This is a genomic window from Moraxella catarrhalis (assembly GCF_001656295.1).
Lineage (GTDB): Bacteria > Pseudomonadota > Gammaproteobacteria > Pseudomonadales > Moraxellaceae > Moraxella > Moraxella veridica.
In genome coordinates, this window is the sequence record NZ_LXHE01000002.1 from 174,360 (window position 1) to 190,998 (window position 16,639).

Below are 16,639 nucleotides of genomic sequence, written 5' to 3' on the forward strand. Positions count from 1 at the left end.
GTTGTCCTTATCGCATCATCGATCTGCCAGAGTTTGGCTCGCCTGATGCTTCGCCGATGACGATGACATCGCCTTCACTAAGCCCTGATATCACTTGAGCATTCACACGATTATTCATGCCGATGACCACTTCGACTGGCGTAGCAAAGCCATCTTGATCAATGATACGCACGGTGGTTTTGCCGTCGCTCTCTTCGATGGCGGAGGCGGGTATGATGAGGACATTTTTTGCTTGGTCAATGATAATATTGACTTGAGCGGTCATGTCAATGCGAAATTTGCCTTCAGCATTATCTACATCCAAATAGCCAATATAATACACCGCACCATCGGTGCTGCTTGAGCTACTCATCGTTTCTGGGGCAGGCTCAATACCTGCCAAAATGGCATCGTACTGCTGATTGGGATTGCCAATGATATTAAATCGTGCTGGCATTTGGGGATGAATATTGACCACATCAGCTTCAGAGATTTGGGCATTGATACGCACACGGCTTAGGTCAGCAAGCGTCACTATGGTGGGGGCTGACTGATTGGCATTGACTGTGGTACCTTGTTTTTGGCTCACCGAGACCACAGTGCCATCCATTGGGGCGCGAATGGTGGTGTAGCTTAGGTCTTCTTCTGCGGTTGCGACATCATTTCGTGCTTTGGTGATGGCAGCTTCTTGGCTATTAATGGCAAGCTTTGCATTATTGACTGCGGTGAGTGCGTTTTGATAATTGGCTTGGGCGGTGGCAAGCGCGCCTTGGGCTGCCAAGACTTTGGCGTGAGCTTCATCGTATTCTTCACGGCTGACAGCGTCTATGTCAATGAGATTTTGCAGCCGCTCAAAACTTTGTTTGGCGCGATTTAATTCGGCTTGCTTGGTATCAACATTAGCTTGAGCGCTCACGACTTCACCTTGGCGACTGCGTAGATCTCCATGAGCTTGGTTTAGGCTTGCTGTGGCTTGACCAAGGGTTGCTTCGGCGTTAGACAGAACATTTTTTTGCTCAACTTGGCTGATCTGTGCGATGATGTCGCCTTGTTTGACAAAGTCGCCGATATCCACACGCAGTCGCACAATCTCTCCTGACACCTGAGCACCAACCTCAACCGTTTGGATGGCTTTGATTTTGCCAGAAGCCATCACAGTATTTTCAATATCGCCTAAGCGGACTTCAGTGGTGAGATATTCGGGTGGAGTGGGTACTGGATTGAGTTTTTGATATATAAAAACAATCAAAAGCACTGTCAGCACCGCGATCACCAGCCATTTGATGGGTGAGCGTAATTTAAAAGATCTTTTTGAAGAAGGTATGAACGATGACATGTGTAAATCCAACAAAAACCAGCAAAAGCGCTTTGAATTTTATCCAAACATAAAGTTATGATAACAAGATTTTGTTTATAAAAAATCAAATAATGTTGTTATTTGTATGCATGCTAAGGCGTTGACGGATTTTGGATGTGATTCGATCACTAAACAGTCATCACACCGACACCACAAATTGATAATACCAGCCTGCGAATCAATCGCCAAGCATTATCTTGGCTTAAGCCCTTGATGGCTTTATCAATTTCATAAACCTGAGTAAGCCAATGCGATATTATGCCATCAGAGATGTTATTTGCAAGATTTTGATAATTCAAAACTTTATTACGCCAAATGCCAAGTTTTTGGGGGTCTTGACCATTTCTTAGGGCGGCAATCAGATGAATATCTTTTGATATTGCCCATAAAATAATGCTGGGTGCGGTATTTGTCTGATAAAGATAGTTAATGATTTTTAGGCATTGATTGGGCTGTCTTTGGATTAGTGCATCGGATAGATCAAAAACGCTGAACACGCCACCTTCGGATAAGAGTGTGCTAAGATCAGGCACATCAATTACCGCAAGCTGTGACTGACTAGGCAGAGTGTGAGCATAGGACAGACGCCATAGTGTCTGATAAGCGGTTAATAAATCATGCTGGGTATGGCTCATCAGCATCTGCCACGCATCAGGGGTGAGCGAAAGCTTAAAATCTTGGGCTTTGGCCATTAAAAGGGCACGCCGCTCAGATTCATTTTGGATAGTGCCATGGATAATCAGCCCATGCTGATCAAACAGCTTAAACGCTTTGGTATTTTGAGATTTCTTATCTTGTTTGGGTAAAAGCCAAATCAGATGATGTGTGCTAGTACCTGCTTTGGCGTCATTGGCAAAATCTATCAATTGGCTTAAGATGGCATCATCAGGCTTATGCTTACCACTTAGAATGATGGCGGTAGATTCTTCAAACAGCGATAGCGATGCAAGTTCTTGAGTAACCTCGTGCCAGCTTTTGGGGGAAGTAAGATCAATGCGTTTCATCACTTGATGATTGGCTTGCCAAATTGGACGGCACGCATCAATGAGCCATTGAATCATCAATGGCTCATCAGAATGCAAAAGCCATAAGCCGCTTAGCATCATTGTAGGATTTTTGAGGGATTCGGCAACTGCCAAAAATCGTTTTTGCATGGCTAAGGTGTATGTATCTGACTGCCAAGCGCATAGTACTGTTCAGCGATGCGATGTGCTAGGCTGTCTTGTAGCCATACTTTGACAATTTCACCTTGCTGATCTTTGGTTGATACGCCAGCTTCATTATACTGATAGCTACGCTCAGCTTGTACCACTCTGCGAATGGTTTGACCGTTCATCTGATAGATAACATCAGCAGTTAGCACCAAGCGAATTTCGGATAACACGCCAAGTAGTTTATATTCACGATAGCGTAAATTACTGACTTGGATCTGATGGGCGGCATTGGTGTCGCTCACCACACCAAGCTGAGCCATCTGTGTTTCAAGTTTGTGTTTGAGTGCATAACTAACAGCATTATTTTCGGTGATGATATTTATATGACTATAAGTCGGCACTAACTGAACGCCTGTCTCACTGATACCTCGTAGACCAAATCCGCAGGCGGTCAATGATAGTGTTAATACCATTGCACCTGCTTGAATCATAGATTTTATTTGCATTAAGCACCCACCACAACAAAGCTGATGAGTTTATTGGGTACGACAATCTCTTTTTTGATTTCGCCAGTCAAATATTTCGTCACACCTTCAATATTCTTGGCTTCACGGATAAGCTCGGCCTGATCTGTACCAGAGGCAACCTCCATCTTACCACGCACTTTACCATTGACTTGCACCACCATGGTGATGGTATCGTTGATTAAGGCTGATTTGTCCAAGACTGGGAAAGCTTGGGTGCGTGCATCGATTTTTAGTGCCTCTAACAAATATTCACCAACATGTGGGGCATATAAAGATAGCAGTGTCAATAACGCAATGATGGCTTCATGGCGTGCAGCGATGTCATTATTATCAGTTGGTTTAAAGCTTGCAATTTCATTACAAAGCTCCATGAGGCTAGACACGGGCGTATTAAGTGCCAAATGCTCGCCTAAGCTGACATCTATTTTAGCGATGGTTTCATGAGTTTTTCGGCGTAGATTTTTGGCATCTTTTGAAAGCGTGTCTTTATTAATTGTCAAATCATTTGATTGGTTATTTTTAATAGCTGACAAATGCTCGCCAACGGTACGCCATACTTTTTTGACAAAATTATGCGGACCTTTTAAGGCACTGTCTGACCATTCAAGTGTTTGGTCGGCTGGTGCGGTAAATAGTGTATAAAGACGCACAGTATCTGCACCATATTGCTCAATAATCTCTTGAGGGTCGACACCATTATTTTTGGACTTACTCATTTTTTCAATTTTGCCAATGATGACAGGTTTGCCATCGGCTTTTAAGGTAGCTCCTTCGATTTCGGTACCATTCATGACAAAGTCAATTTCATGCGGGAAATAGTAAGTTGTGCTACCATCACTGTTTGAGCGATAATAAGTACCTGCCAAAACCATCCCTTGAGCCAACAGATTGGCAAAAGGCTCATCTTTACTTACCAAGCCTTCATCACGCATCACTTTGTGGAAAAATCTTGCATAAAGTAAATGTAGCACCGCATGTTCAACACCACCGACATATTGGTCGACAGGCAGCCATTTATCGGCAGCAGTACGCTCAATCATTTGGCTGTCATCGTGTGGTGATACAAAACGCTGAGCGTACCAGCTTGATTCTACAAATGTATCAAAAGTATCGGTTTCACGCTCGGCTGGCTGACCGCACTTTGGGCAAGTGGTCTGTAGAAATTCGGGCATATTTTTGAGTGGGTTGCCACGCCCATCAGGGATAACATCGGTGGGCAGCACCACAGGCAAATCAGCTTCATCGACAGGCACTGTACCACAGTATTCGCAGTTTACCATCGGAATTGGGCAGCCCCAATAACGCTGACGACTCACGCCCCAGTCACGCAGGCGATATTGAGTGGTGGTTTGACCTAAGCCTTTTTCGGTGATGATTTCATTGACTTTGGCAACTGCGTCATGATAAGACAAGCCATCCAAAATGCCTGAATTGATACAAAACCCTGTCTTATCACTGTACCAGTCTTGCCATTGGTTGGTGCTATAGTTACTTGGCTTGTCCTTAAAATCAATGACTTGGGGAATTGGCAGATTGTACTTATTGGCAAATTCAAAATCACGCTCATCATGTGCAGGTACTGCCATGACAGCACCAGAGCCATAGCTCATCAGTACATAGTTTGCTACCCATACTGGCACATCGGCACCTGTGATGGGGTGCTTTGCAGTCAAGCCTGTATTGATACCGACTTTTTCGGCTTTGGCAATGTCAGCTTCAGCGACCGAGCCTTGTTTACATTCTGCACAAAATTCAGCGATGGCTGGGTTTTGTTTAGCGGCATGCTGAGCAAGCGGATGTTCGGCTGCGACCGCTAAGTAACTGACACCCATAATGGTATCAGGGCGTGTGGTAAAGACACGCAAAACAGCATCATGTTCATCGATTGAATAAGTAAAATCCAGCTCCATGCCTTGGCTTCGACCGATCCAATTTTGCTGCATAGATAGTACTTGCTTTGGCCAATGACCCTCCAAGGTCTTTAGGTCATCTAACAGCTCATCGGCATAATCGGTGATCTTAAAGTAGTACATCGGGATATCACGCTTTTCAACAATCGCACCTGAACGCCAGCCACGACCATCGACCACTTGCTCATTGGCAAGAACGGTATTATCCACAGGGTCCCAATTGACGGTGGCAAGTTTTTTATATACCAAGCCTTTTTTATACAGTTGTAGAAATAGCCACTGTTCCCAGCGGTAATATTCAGGTGTGCATGTTGCAAATTCACGAGACCAATCAATCGAAAGCCCCAATGCCTTGAGCTGTTCACGCATATTAGCAATATTATCAAAGGTCCATTTGGCAGGTGCAACCGCATTAGCGATGGCGGCATTTTCGGCAGGTAGACCAAAAGCATCCCACCCCATTGGCTGCATGACTTCATAGCCTTTTTGGCGATAATAGCGACTAAGCACATCGGTGATGGCATAGTTGCGTACATGTCCCATGTGTAGCTTGCCACTTGGGTAAGGGAACATCGAGAGCATGTAGCGAGTGGGCTTATCCGTTGTTTCGTTATTGGTGTGGTAGCGTTTGTCGCTTTCCCATTGGGTTTGTAGTTGTTTTTCGATGGCAGAAAAATTGTAATCTTCTAAAGAAATTTGGCTCATATTGCTATCCAAAAAAGGTGGAAAGTTAAGAAATAAACTTAGCTATTATACCCAAATTTACTGATACTTTGCTATACTTTGATTACTTTAAATAAAAAACTTCATCAAGGAGACAAACTGATGGCAATCACCATTTATGGCATCAAAAATTGTAATACAATGAAAAAGGCTTTTGATAAACTAAACGAGCTTGGCAAAACATATGAATTTTTTGATTATAAAAATGAGCAACTGACTTTGGATGAGTTTGGCAAATTTGTGACAATTTTTGGCGACAAAGTCATTAACAAACAAGGTATGACCTATCGAAAGCTTGATGATGATGCTAAAGCCATATTAAATGGCGATGATATAGAAGCGATGTATGAGATTGTCAAAACAAATCAAAGTATGATTAAGCGTCCGATTATTTTGGGCGGTATGAAGTCAGTGATTGGCTTTGATGACGCAGAATATGAGCAGGTGTTTGGGTAATACAGTAAGCAACCTAACTGACATTTTGAGTCGTTGAGAAAGTGATATGCAGGCACATATTTTAAATCAGTTAAAAATTTCTTTAGACTTTAGATAAAGATGTTGATTTAGGAAAAATTCTTAAGAGTAAAGATTTTTATTTTCAGAAAGCTTAAGATGCACTGATTAAGTTTCAAGAATTACCACTATCCAAAGATGAAGAATCTTTTTTATTCAATCACAAAAAAGATTATCAAAAGTTAAGGCATGAATTTGAGAACAATAGCAAATACAAGGAAGTTGGAAATCTGATTTTTGAGATCATTTCTTATTGTGATTATCACGCAAGAGATAAGGATAAATTGAATCAATATGATGATAATCGTACGCTTGCCAAAGCCCATGTTAGAATGCATTCTTGGGTTGAGCAGCTAATTTCATTTAAACTTGATAAGCAAAGTATATCATCTGCATCGGTGGATAATGCCATCAGGTATTTATTGGATCCGATAAACAATTTTACAATATTGAGCGAAAATCATCGAAAGCAAATCTGTAAAGCATTGCTTCAAAAACCGTATGATCCAACTAAATTTAACGAGTATCTTGTAGATTATTTTAATGCTATTGATATACCTGTTAAGCATCCTTACAATAAAAATTTGGTCATATCCTTGCTTTGTTATCAAATAAAAGATGAGTGGCAAAACGCATCTGCTAAAAATGATACCTGTTTTGAAGTTGAAAACCTAGAAAAGATACTCAAGTACAAACATCAGATTATCTTGTAAGGTCCGCCAGGTACAGGCAAGACAAGGCTTGCCAAAACATTGGCAATCAGTCTATTATCTTTATTAATTATGGATGATTTGACAGATTCTCCAAACTGCCAAATCATCCAGTTTCATCCCAGTTATACTTATGAAGATTTTGTGCGCGGTATTGTCGCTGTGCCGCATGATAATGGCATTCAGTACCAAGCTCAAGATAAGATTTTGGCGAAGATGGCAGCGATGGCGGCAGCTAACCCAAGTCAAAATCATGTCCTAATCATTGATGAAATTAACCGCGCCAATTTGTCTGCCGTACTTGGCGAGCTGATTTATGCGCTTGAGTATCGCGGTTAGGCGGTCGAGTCGATGTATGAGGTCGATGGTAGCCGAACCATCATGCTGCCACATAATCTGTATGTGATTGGTACGATGAATACCGCTGATCGCAGCGTGGGTCATATTGATTATGCCATCCGTCGGCGATTTGCTTTTGTGGATGTATTACCTACCGATTTATCTGGCGAACTTGGTGATGAGTTTGCCAAGGCTTGCTATGACTCAGTCCAAAAGATTTTTGATGAAGAGACTTCAGGGGATTTTGACAAACGCGATGTGCAGCTTGGGCATGCTTAGTTCATCAAATCCTCCTAGCGTAGAAACCATGCACTTAGGGCATGGAGGAAACGCTGTGTTGTTAAATTGATATTTCACATTTTTAATGATAAAATGTGAGCTATGAAACATCGTGCCTACAAATTTCGCTTTTACCCAACTGATGAACAAGCCAAACTGCTTGCTCAAACCTTTGGCTGTGTGCGGTTTGTCTATAACACGATTTTGCGTTGGCGTACTGATGAATACTACCAAAGCAAAACTAAAATTGGCTATATTCAAGCCAATGCCAGATTGACTTGGCTTAAAAAACAACCTCAATTTGCTTTTTTGAATGATGTTTCGTGTGTTCCCACCCAACAAGTACTTAGGCATCAACAAACCGCCTTTAAAAACTTCTTTGAGGGTCGTGCTAAATACCCAACATTCAAAAAGAAAACTCACAAGCAATCGGCTGAATTTACCAAAAGTGCTTTTAAATACACAGACGGTCAGCTTTTTATTGCCAAAAGCAAACAACCGCTTAATGTTCGTTGGTCTAGGCATCTGCCAAGCAAGCCAAGTACCATCACAATCACTAAAGACTGTGCAGGACGATATTTTGTGTCGTGCCTGTGTGAATTTGATAATCAAATTTTGCCAAAATCTGATACCGCCGTTGGTATTGATGTTGGCATTAAACATATGTTTGTTACCGACAGTGGTCTTAAAATTGACAATCCTCGTCTGACAGCCAAATATGCTACCAAACTTGCTAAGGCTCAAAAAGCCTTGAATCGCAAAAAACTCGGTTCGGCTAATCGCACCAAAGCAAGAATGAAAGTAGCTCGTATTCATGCTAAAATCTCAGATTGTCGATTAGATAACTTGCACAAGTTATCTCGCAAATTAATCAACGATAACCAAGTGATTTGTGTTGAAACGCTGCGTGTAAAAAACATGATTAAAAATCCCACGCTTGCCAAGCATATTGCGGATGCAAGTTGGGGTAGACTTATCCAACAATTAGAATACAAAGCTGATTGGGCAGGTAGAAGCTTAGTCAAAATAGACCAGTTTTTCCCAAGCTCTAAACGCTGCTGTAATTGTGGATACACTTTGCCTTTTTTAAGCCTTGATACTCGCCATTGGGATTGCCCTGAATGCAAGACTACCCATGACCGTGATGTCAATGCTGCCAAAAATATATTAACCGCAGGGCTTGCGGGGCTTGCCTTTGGAGAGAATGTCAGTCTTGTGTAGTTAGTCTGCATAAGCCAATCTCGTTGAATTAGGAAACACCCAGTAGCGATATTGGGAATCCCCTTGTTTTAGCAAGGGGAGGAGGTCAAAACCGATAAGATGGATATTCAGACACGCCTAGATTATGAGATCAAGCCCATTTTATATGAATATCTCAAAGACGGTGTGCTAAAGCCATCCGCCAAACAAAAAATCGATGAGCTAACCGCTTAATGGCGCTGCTAATAAGTCTATAACTTAAAATACTTGGATATGATAAAAATTCGTCTAAAAGAACATGAGCTAGTAACAATTGGCTCAAAAATCGTATCTACCGACTATACGCTGCCGTCAGAGATTTACGAATCTTTGAGCACAGCTAAGCCTAGGCGAATTTTTGCAAATGTCAGCCCATTTAGCCTGACTAAGGATGATGACGAGGGCGTTTATCACCTGCAAGCGGGTTATTATATCGGTGCAGATTGGCTTGTCGAAAATCGCGCCTTTGTCTATGTTGAGCCTAAGATCAATATTGGGCACCTTCACCACTTTGAAAAAGCGGTGGAGCAATTGGATGATGCAGATCCGCCCACTCAAGATTCATCAAGCCAGGCGATGTTTTATGAGGTGGATATCATAAAAATGCTGACAAAGATCTGCGAAGAACCCCAAACGGTCAAGTATATCGATTCGCTATTGTTCATTGATTGGTGTAGTCCGCAGATAGAGCTTGAACAAAAATCAGACATTTTGACGCCATTTTTGATCGCGCAGTTTTTGGGTGTGCTCAAAAATATTGTCAAAAAAGGCTTAAAAAAATCCTATCATCAAACCCAAGAAAATCTGAGCGGTAAAATGAAAGGTAGGCTTTCGGTTGCCAAGCACATCCAAAACAATGTGATCAAAAATCATATGATCAAAAATTTGTGCGAATATCCTGCTTTTAACATCAATATTCCTGAAAATCAGTTTTTGAAGTATGTTTTAAGGTTTTGTGATCGCTACCTTGAGGGTATCGGCAGTGCGTCTGGCAGCCAAGACATGCGCAATTATTGAATTTTTGCCGAGCGGCTTTTGAGCAGGTGAGCGACCAAACCAAGGTCAAGATCCCAAAACATCGTCGGCAAAATGCCTTTTTTAAAGATTATCAGCAAGCGATCGAATTGGGTGAATGTATTTTAAAGCGTTTTGGGTATCAGCCATCGATCGATGAGGCACATCAAAAGACGCTGCCGTCTTGGATTGATATGCCCAAGTTATTTGAGCTGTATGTATACACTAAGCTGCTAGAAGATCATCAATCTACCAAGCTGATTTATCAGTTTGGCACGTATGGCAATGTCTTGGATTTTTTGATTGCTGATGGCGAGCATTCACTGATTATTGATGCTAAATATAAATTAAAATACCATCATAGCCTGATCCACCAAGATATTCGCCAAGTGTGTGGCTATGCGCGGCTAAATAAAGTGCGCCAAATAGCCAAAGTATCAGACGATCAGCACATACGGTGTTTGATCATTTATCCTGTCATTGACTCATCAGAAAGTCAGCTTGATTTGAGTGATCAGACGCCAATTCATGGTTATTATAAAGTCTTTAAATTAGGCTTAGCTTTACCAATCACGCCTAAGGTTTTGCCTGCTTAGATGTGATTGGTAAATGTTGAAGTGGTGGCTTAATCAGCGTTTTTATCAAAATCTGGCACCTGCATGCCCCAATTAGCATAAAACTGCGCCACAAATTCATCAAAGCGATTATTTTCAATGGCTTGGCGGATATCAGCCATCAAGCGTTGATAATAGCGTAAATTATGAATGGTTGCCAACTGAGCTGATAACATTTCTTTACATTTATGCAGATGATAAAGATAAGCACGGCTGAAATTTTGGCAAGTGTAGCAGTCGCAATGCTCATCAAGTGGTGCCGTGTCGGTGCGATACTGACTGTTTTTGATACGAATCACACCTTTATTGTCGCTATTACCAGTGACAAAATAATGCCCATTTCTGGCGTTTCGAGTCGGCATCACGCAGTCAAACATATCCACACCGCGGCGCACCGCTTCGACGATGTCGGCAGGCTTGCCCACGCCCATCAGATAGCGCGGCTTATCATGAGGCATGGCATTTGGTAGATAGTTGAGCACTTTGATCATTTCTTCTTTGGGTTCGCCGACCGACAGACCGCCAATGGCATAACCATCAAAGGGCATCTTAAGCAGACCATCTAGCGACTGCATGCGCAAGTCTTGATACATACTGCCTTGGATAATACCAAATAGGGCGTTTTTATTGCCTAGGCGCTGATGCTCATCGATGCAGCGCTGACCCCAGCGCAGTGACAGCTCGAGTGATTTTTTGGCGTCTTCATGCGTGGCAGGATAAGGTGTGCACTCATCAAACTGCATGACGATGTCAGAATTTAGATCGTTTTGAATTTGCATGGAAGTCTCAGGCGATAAAAATACTTTTGCGCCATCAACGGGTGAGCGAAAAGCCACGCCTTCTTCGGTGATTTTACGCATCGCACCCAGACTAAAGACCTGAAAGCCGCCTGAGTCGGTCAAGATGGGCTTATTCCACCCCATAAAGTCATGCAAGCCACCAAATTCACGAACCACTTCCATGCCAGGGCGCAGCCACAGATGGAAAGTATTTCCAAGGATAATGTCTGCACCGATGTCTTCAATGTCGCGTGGCAGCATGCCTTTGACCGTGCCATAAGTGCCTACAGGCATAAAAGCAGGCGTCTGTACCTCGCCATGTGCCAAGCTGACTGTGCCGCGGCGTGCGTGGTTGTTACCGCCATCGGTATTATGTAGGGTAAATTTCATAAGTCTCAAATCTGTCTTTATTGATCAAAACCGATTATTTTATCATAGAACTTACTTTGATAACATGGACTTGTTATGAATTTGTTGGGCTTGGCAGTCAGTATATTCGCTTAGCTTGATGGTGTGTGTCGTTCAAGAAACATCGCATCACCATAGCTGAAAAATCGATACTGATGTTCGATGGCATGATTATAAGCATCTTTAATGGCTTGAGTGCCGGCAAATGCTGAGACCAGCATGAGTAGCGTCGATTTGGGTAGGTGAAAATTGGTAATCAAACAGTCCACCACGCCAAATTCATACGGGGGATAAATAAAAATTTGGGTATCGCCTGAAAACTCGACCAATTCACCGTCTACTCGATGTAGATGCGCTGTCTCAAGCGTCCGTGTCACCGTCGTCCCCACGGCGACGATTCGACCGCCCGCTGCTTTTGTGGCGTTAATCAGCGCTGCGGTCGGGGCAGGCAGATGGGCGTACTCAGCATGCATAATGTGGTCGGCTAAGTTATCCACCTTAACCGGAGCAAAAGTGCCAGAACCGACATGCAAAGTCACAAAAGCAATTTGAACGCCTTTTTGTCTAAGCTGTGTGAGCAGCGCCTCATCAAAATGCAAGCTTGCTGTAGGGGCTGCGACACTGGCAGATTTGGCAGGATCATGGAATACAGTCTGGTATCGCTCGTCGTCTTTTTCGTCAGCTTTTCGCTCAAAATAAGGCGGAATGGGCATTTGACCGTATTTATCCAGATCAGCTAAAATGGGCGACTCAAAGCTTAGGATAAATAAATTGTCTTGGCGACCCATCACGGTGGCGCGCATTTGATCATCGGCAAGACTCAGTACCTGACCTGCTTTTGGTGAACGGCTTGAGCGCACATGGCACAAAGCTTGATTGGCAGACGCGCCAGCCTCATCGGGCAAAATACGCTCAACCAGCACCTCAACTGCGCCGCCTGTTTGCTTTTGACCATGCAGGCGAGCTTTGATGACCTTGGTGTCATTGAGCACCAACAAATCGCCAGGGTTTAATAACTCAATCAGATCGCCAAAATGCAGATCTTGGCAGCCGCGATCACTGACATGTAGCAGGCGGGAACTGGTACGATTTTCTAAAGGATAGCGTGCGATCAAAGATTCTGGCAGGTGATAATCATAGTTGCTGAGCAAAAGGGGCTGTGTTTGTTGTGTCATGGCTTAGGGGGTAATAATTAGTCAATGCGCATTTTAACAAACTTTGAGCATATTCTCTAGCGGTTGATTGAGCATAAAGCTTGTCATGCGTGATGGCTGCTTGACTTTATGCCACACTATAACTGTGCTAAAATGCCCCAGTGATCAGATAATAATAGTTATCAAAAAGTGATTTAATTAATAAAGCCAGCATGGCGGTGAAATATGTTTGAATTATTTAAAAAGAAAAAACCAACCACCAGCTCCGTGCAAGCGGTCATTGATGAGATGACGCTCTACGGACACCCCTTGACAAAATATATTGAAAAAATGAATCTGACCGATGGCAAGGTGCTGGATCTACAAATGCGCATTGCAGAATCTGATGATACCGCCGAGCTTGAGCGGCAGTATCACACACTTCAAAAGCGGCTATACCCACTGGGCATCGAGGAGGTGAATATCAATGTTACTGTCACCTCAAAGGACACCTCAAAGGAAGGCGGCTTGGCTAACACCCATGACCACACCGCGCAGCCTAATTCTGTAAAAACCCATCACCCCACCAAAAACGCCGATACCATCCCTGCTCACCATGATGAGCCTGCACCTACGAAGGCGGCAACTAAGCAGTCGCAGCTGAGCGCCCATCCGCGCATCAAGCATATCATCGCAGTGGCTTCGGGTAAGGGCGGTGTCGGTAAATCAACCACGACAGTGAATTTGGCATTAGCACTTCAAAAGATGGGTAAGCGTGTCGGTATCTTAGATGCTGATATTTATGGGCCTTCCATTCCAACCATGTTGGGTGTGGCAACCAAAAAGCCGATCGTAGAAAATGACCAGTTTATCCCAATTGATGCAAATGGGATGGCAGTGCTGTCAATTGGTAATTTGATTGAAGCTGAAAACACGCCAATTGCATGGCGTGGTATCAAAGCAACAGGCGCATTAATGCAGCTTTATAATCAAACCAACTGGCCACAGCTGGATTATTTGCTCATTGATATGCCGCCAGGTACAGGGGATATTCAGCTGACACTGGCACAGCGTATTCCTTTAACAGGGGCAATTATCGTGACAACGCCGCAGCATATTGCACTGCTGGATGCCAAAAAGGGTGTGGAGATGTTTCGTAAAACAGACATTGCCGTTTTGGGTATTATAGAAAATATGGCGCTGCACACTTGTTCAAATTGTGGTCATACTGAAGCGATTTTTGGGACAGGTGGCGGTGATGAAATGGCAAAAGCCTATGGCGTGCCTTTGCTTGGGCAATTACCACTGGACGCTGCTATCCGCGCGGCGATGGATGATGGCAACACAGATGAGCTGACTTGCGCTGATTTTTCTCGGCACTATGAGCACATCGCCAAGCTGCTTGACGAGCGCGCAGGACAATTTACCAAAAAGTCCAGTGAGCGGTTTTTTTAATAAATAATCCAAAGTATGAGCTTGGCGGCTATTAATACAATCAAAAAGATGCTTGTGATAAGCATCTTTTTGATTGGTGAAGTTATGGGCAAAGGGCGTTAATGATGTTTTGGTTGGTGGTGTCATCAAACGCCAAAGTAGGATTGGTACAATCAACAGAAATACCAAGCGGATGCACTGCTGCACGGCGTTCAAAAAAATACAGCGTACTGTGTTTGATGGCTGGATTATTGGCATCTGTCCGAGTATTGCCCTTATCTAATACCACGAACTGAAAAACTTGGGGTTTGACATACGACCACGGACGAAACCAAGTGGTTTTTTCTACTTTGGCGACGACGACGCTTTGGTCGGGGAGTTTGGCGATGGTGTCATTTGCCCAAGTGTATTCGGTATATACCTGAAAGCCGATCATTCCCAATCCTGCAGCCGCAGGCACGATCCATTTTGGTGTGCGCTTATAAAACAAGCGAATAGGCATGACAAGACCTGCCAATAAAAAGCCGCTAAAGATGGTCGCCAAAATTTCCCAAAACATCATGGTTGGTATATCCTTTATGCCTGTATAAAATATGTAATTTTATGTAGTAAAATATTATGAATAAGTATTATAGACAACTACGAATTAAAATGCCATAAAAATTATCATAATATGACAACGATAGCCAGTACTTCTAACTCAATTAAAAAATCGCCCAGGACTCTGAGCGATTTTTTTGTGGAGGGGTGGATTAGTGATCAATCGCGCCGCCTGCACCTTTTGGATAACGAACACTTTCAACCAAGTCTTGAACTTCTTTAGGTGGTGGATTACCCATTGATGATACAGCGATTGCAACAATGAAGTTAATCACAGCACCAATAGCACCAAATGATAGTGGAGAGATGCCCAAGATCCAGTTAGCTTCTACGTTTTCAAAGGTATTTGTGCCTGGAATGAAGAACCAGCCCATATATAAGAACACATAGATACATGTTGCGCTCAAGCCTGCAATCATACCTGCAGTTGCACCTGTTGAGTTGATGCGTTTTGAGAAGATACCCATCATCAGTGCTGGGAATAAGCTTGATGCAGCGATACCAAAGGCGACAGCAACAACCTGTGCAGCAAATCCTGGTGGATTCATACCCAAATAAGTCGCAACCACAATCGCAATCGTCATCGAGATACGCGCTGCCATGAGCTCGCCTTTATCGGTGATGTCAGGCTTAATGGTTTTCTTGATAAGGTCATGCGAGATGGCTGATGAGATCGCCAACAACAGACCTGCAGCAGTAGATAGTGCAGCTGCCAAACCACCTGCTGCGATCAAACCGATGACCCAGCTTGGTAGATTGGCAATTTCAGGGTTAGCAAGTACCAAGATGTCATTGTTCACAGTCAGCTCATTACCTTGCCAACCTTTTTCGGTCGTGGCAGCTGCTGCGTATTCTTCGTTTTTGTCATTGTAGTATTGAATCAGACCATCGCCGTTTTTGTCTTCATATTTCAAAAGACCAGTCGTTTCCCAGTTTTTCATCCACTCTGGGCGTGCTTCGTATGCCAATGCTGGCTGATCAAGCCCTTGTGGGTAAACAGTATTGATAATATTTAGACGCGCCATAGAACCCACTGCAGGTGCTGTGGTGTATAACAGTGCAATAAAGATCAATGTCCAGCCTGCTGAGATGCGTGCATCTGATACTTTAGGTACGGTAAAAAAGCGGATGATGACATGTGGCAAACCAGCAGTACCAATCATCAAAGACAAGGTCAATAAGAACATATTAAGCTTATTTGGCACATCAGCGGTGTACTGAGCGAAGCCAAGGTCAGAAACCAGCATATCAAGCTTTTGTAGAATTGGCATACCTGTACTGACATCATTGTCAAACATACCCAGCTGAGGAATTGGATTACCAGTTAAGTTTAAAGAAATAAAGATGGCAGGAATGATATAAGCAACCATCAGTACACAGTACTGAGCAACCTGGGTGTAGGTAATACCTTTCATGCCCCCAAGAACTGCATAAAACAAAACAACAATCGCAGCAATGATAAGACCTGTGTTGCTATCAACTTCTAAGAAGCGAGAAAAAGCAACGCCTGCACCTGTCATCTGACCGATAACATAAGTGGTACACGCCATGATCAAGCAGACAACCGCGACCAAGCGAGCAGCTTTACTATAGAAACGATCCCCAATAAAGTCAGGAACGGTAAATTTACCAAACTTACGCAAATAGGGTGCAAGCAGCAAGGCTAACAGAACAAAACCGCCAGTCCAACCCATCAAGTAGGCAGAAGCAGCATAGCCGCCCATGGCAAGCATACCTGCCATTGAGATGAATGACGCCGCACTCATCCAGTCAGCAGCCGTTGCCATACCATTAACAACAGGGTGTACGCCACCACCTGCCACATAAAATTCTTTGGTAGAGCCAGCACGCGCCCAAATCGCAATACCGAAGTACAGCGCGAACGACAAACCAACAAAAATGATGTTAATCCAAAATTGACTCATGG

At 43.4% G+C, this 16,639-nt stretch carries 16 protein-coding genes; 8 read left to right on the forward strand and 8 right to left on the reverse strand.

The features are described from left to right. Positions 1–7: 7 nt before the first annotated feature. The 4 genes from AO382_RS00905 to leuS all read right to left on the reverse strand — a co-directional run bounded on the left by AO382_RS00905 (position 8) and on the right by leuS (position 5,632). Positions 8–1,315 carry an efflux RND transporter periplasmic adaptor subunit gene (locus AO382_RS00905; protein WP_064617355.1) on the reverse strand — a complete coding sequence of 436 codons (1,308 nt, stop codon included), beginning with the start codon at positions 1,313–1,315 and terminating at the stop codon, positions 8–10. Positions 1,316–1,464: 149 nt separating this feature from the next. Further along, positions 1,465–2,490: a DNA polymerase III subunit delta gene (holA, locus tag AO382_RS00910; RefSeq protein WP_064617357.1), complete on the reverse strand. Its 1,026-nt coding sequence runs from the start codon at positions 2,488–2,490 to the stop codon at positions 1,465–1,467. Positions 2,491–2,492: 2 nt separating this feature from the next. After that, positions 2,493–2,996: a hypothetical protein gene (locus tag AO382_RS00915; RefSeq protein ID WP_064617359.1), complete on the reverse strand. Its 504-nt coding sequence runs from the start codon at positions 2,994–2,996 to the stop codon at positions 2,493–2,495. Continuing rightward, the gene (gene leuS, locus AO382_RS00920) at positions 2,996–5,632 is read right to left on the reverse strand and encodes a leucine--tRNA ligase (protein WP_064617362.1); all 2,637 of its coding nucleotides are present in this window, start codon (positions 5,630–5,632) and stop codon (positions 2,996–2,998) included. The genes AO382_RS00915 and leuS overlap by 1 nt, the downstream gene beginning before the upstream one ends. 120 nt (positions 5,633–5,752) lie before the next feature. Between leuS and AO382_RS00925 the strand changes: the two genes are divergently transcribed. The 7 genes from AO382_RS00925 to AO382_RS11210 all read left to right on the forward strand — a co-directional run bounded on the left by AO382_RS00925 (position 5,753) and on the right by AO382_RS11210 (position 10,340). Then, a complete protein-coding gene (locus tag AO382_RS00925) occupies positions 5,753–6,106 on the forward strand; it encodes an arsenate reductase family protein (protein WP_064617368.1) in 354 nt (117 codons plus the stop codon). Between the two features lie 341 nt (positions 6,107–6,447). After that, on the forward strand, positions 6,448–6,876 hold the full coding sequence (locus AO382_RS11190; protein ID WP_064617371.1) for a hypothetical protein: 429 nt from the start codon (positions 6,448–6,450) through the stop codon (positions 6,874–6,876). Between the two features lie 39 nt (positions 6,877–6,915). Beyond that, positions 6,916–7,212 carry an AAA family ATPase gene (locus AO382_RS11195; protein WP_201030202.1) on the forward strand — a complete coding sequence of 99 codons (297 nt, stop codon included), beginning with the start codon at positions 6,916–6,918 and terminating at the stop codon, positions 7,210–7,212. A 12-nt stretch (positions 7,213–7,224) separates the two neighbouring features. Next, complete coding sequence (locus tag AO382_RS11200) at positions 7,225–7,491, forward strand: hypothetical protein (protein WP_064617377.1); 267 nt, start codon at positions 7,225–7,227, stop codon at positions 7,489–7,491. 102 nt (positions 7,492–7,593) lie between these two features. Next, the gene (locus tag AO382_RS00945) at positions 7,594–8,712 is read left to right on the forward strand and encodes an RNA-guided endonuclease InsQ/TnpB family protein (RefSeq protein ID WP_064617380.1); all 1,119 of its coding nucleotides are present in this window, start codon (positions 7,594–7,596) and stop codon (positions 8,710–8,712) included. Between the two features lie 252 nt (positions 8,713–8,964). After that, on the forward strand, positions 8,965–9,747 hold the full coding sequence (locus AO382_RS11205) for a 5-methylcytosine restriction system specificity protein McrC (protein WP_081261321.1): 783 nt from the start codon (positions 8,965–8,967) through the stop codon (positions 9,745–9,747). Between the two features lie 26 nt (positions 9,748–9,773). Then, on the forward strand, positions 9,774–10,340 hold the full coding sequence (locus AO382_RS11210) for a 5-methylcytosine restriction system specificity protein McrC (RefSeq protein ID WP_162270566.1): 567 nt from the start codon (positions 9,774–9,776) through the stop codon (positions 10,338–10,340). Positions 10,341–10,369: 29 nt separating this feature from the next. Here AO382_RS11210 and tgt read toward each other — a convergent pair whose 3' ends face one another. Together tgt and queA are read right to left on the reverse strand one after the other, a co-directional pair. After that, positions 10,370–11,527 carry a tRNA guanosine(34) transglycosylase Tgt gene (tgt, locus tag AO382_RS00955; RefSeq protein ID WP_064617383.1) on the reverse strand — a complete coding sequence of 386 codons (1,158 nt, stop codon included), beginning with the start codon at positions 11,525–11,527 and terminating at the stop codon, positions 10,370–10,372. 110 nt (positions 11,528–11,637) lie between these two features. Next, positions 11,638–12,720, reverse strand: coding sequence for a tRNA preQ1(34) S-adenosylmethionine ribosyltransferase-isomerase QueA (gene queA, locus AO382_RS00960; protein ID WP_064617386.1), 1,083 nt, complete (start codon positions 12,718–12,720; stop codon positions 11,638–11,640). Between the two features lie 204 nt (positions 12,721–12,924). On the opposite strand from queA, the gene AO382_RS00965 reads away from it, so the two are divergent. Beyond that, complete coding sequence (locus AO382_RS00965; RefSeq protein ID WP_064617389.1) at positions 12,925–14,133, forward strand: Mrp/NBP35 family ATP-binding protein; 1,209 nt, start codon at positions 12,925–12,927, stop codon at positions 14,131–14,133. 82 nt (positions 14,134–14,215) lie between these two features. Here the strand turns inward: AO382_RS00965 and AO382_RS00970 are convergent, their stop codons facing one another. Both AO382_RS00970 and AO382_RS00975 read right to left on the reverse strand, forming a co-directional pair. Then, positions 14,216–14,674: a hypothetical protein gene (locus tag AO382_RS00970; RefSeq protein ID WP_064617392.1), complete on the reverse strand. Its 459-nt coding sequence runs from the start codon at positions 14,672–14,674 to the stop codon at positions 14,216–14,218. A gap of 190 nt (positions 14,675–14,864) precedes the next feature. Further along, positions 14,865–16,637: a sodium:solute symporter family protein gene (locus tag AO382_RS00975; protein WP_064617395.1), complete on the reverse strand. Its 1,773-nt coding sequence runs from the start codon at positions 16,635–16,637 to the stop codon at positions 14,865–14,867. Positions 16,638–16,639 lie beyond the last annotated feature (2 nt).

Coding starts and splice junctions, on each gene's coding strand:
- holA (WP_064617357.1), bottom strand. CDS start 2,490: ATGCAAAAACGATTTTTGGCAGTTGCCGAATCCCTCAAAAATCCTACA.
- AO382_RS00925 (WP_064617368.1), top strand. CDS start 5,753: ATGGCAATCACCATTTATGGCATCAAAAATTGTAATACAATGAAAAAG.
- AO382_RS11205 (WP_081261321.1), top strand. CDS start 8,965: ATGATAAAAATTCGTCTAAAAGAACATGAGCTAGTAACAATTGGCTCA.
- AO382_RS00945 (WP_064617380.1), top strand. CDS start 7,594: ATGAAACATCGTGCCTACAAATTTCGCTTTTACCCAACTGATGAACAA.
- AO382_RS00915 (WP_064617359.1), bottom strand. CDS start 2,996: ATGCAAATAAAATCTATGATTCAAGCAGGTGCAATGGTATTAACACTA.
- AO382_RS00975 (WP_064617395.1), bottom strand. CDS start 16,637: ATGAGTCAATTTTGGATTAACATCATTTTTGTTGGTTTGTCGTTCGCG.
- AO382_RS11200 (WP_064617377.1), top strand. CDS start 7,225: ATGTATGAGGTCGATGGTAGCCGAACCATCATGCTGCCACATAATCTG.
- queA (WP_064617386.1), bottom strand. CDS start 12,720: ATGACACAACAAACACAGCCCCTTTTGCTCAGCAACTATGATTATCAC.
- tgt (WP_064617383.1), bottom strand. CDS start 11,527: ATGAAATTTACCCTACATAATACCGATGGCGGTAACAACCACGCACGC.
- AO382_RS00970 (WP_064617392.1), bottom strand. CDS start 14,674: ATGATGTTTTGGGAAATTTTGGCGACCATCTTTAGCGGCTTTTTATTG.
- AO382_RS00965 (WP_064617389.1), top strand. CDS start 12,925: ATGTTTGAATTATTTAAAAAGAAAAAACCAACCACCAGCTCCGTGCAA.
- leuS (WP_064617362.1), bottom strand. CDS start 5,632: ATGAGCCAAATTTCTTTAGAAGATTACAATTTTTCTGCCATCGAAAAA.
- AO382_RS00905 (WP_064617355.1), bottom strand. CDS start 1,315: ATGTCATCGTTCATACCTTCTTCAAAAAGATCTTTTAAATTACGCTCA.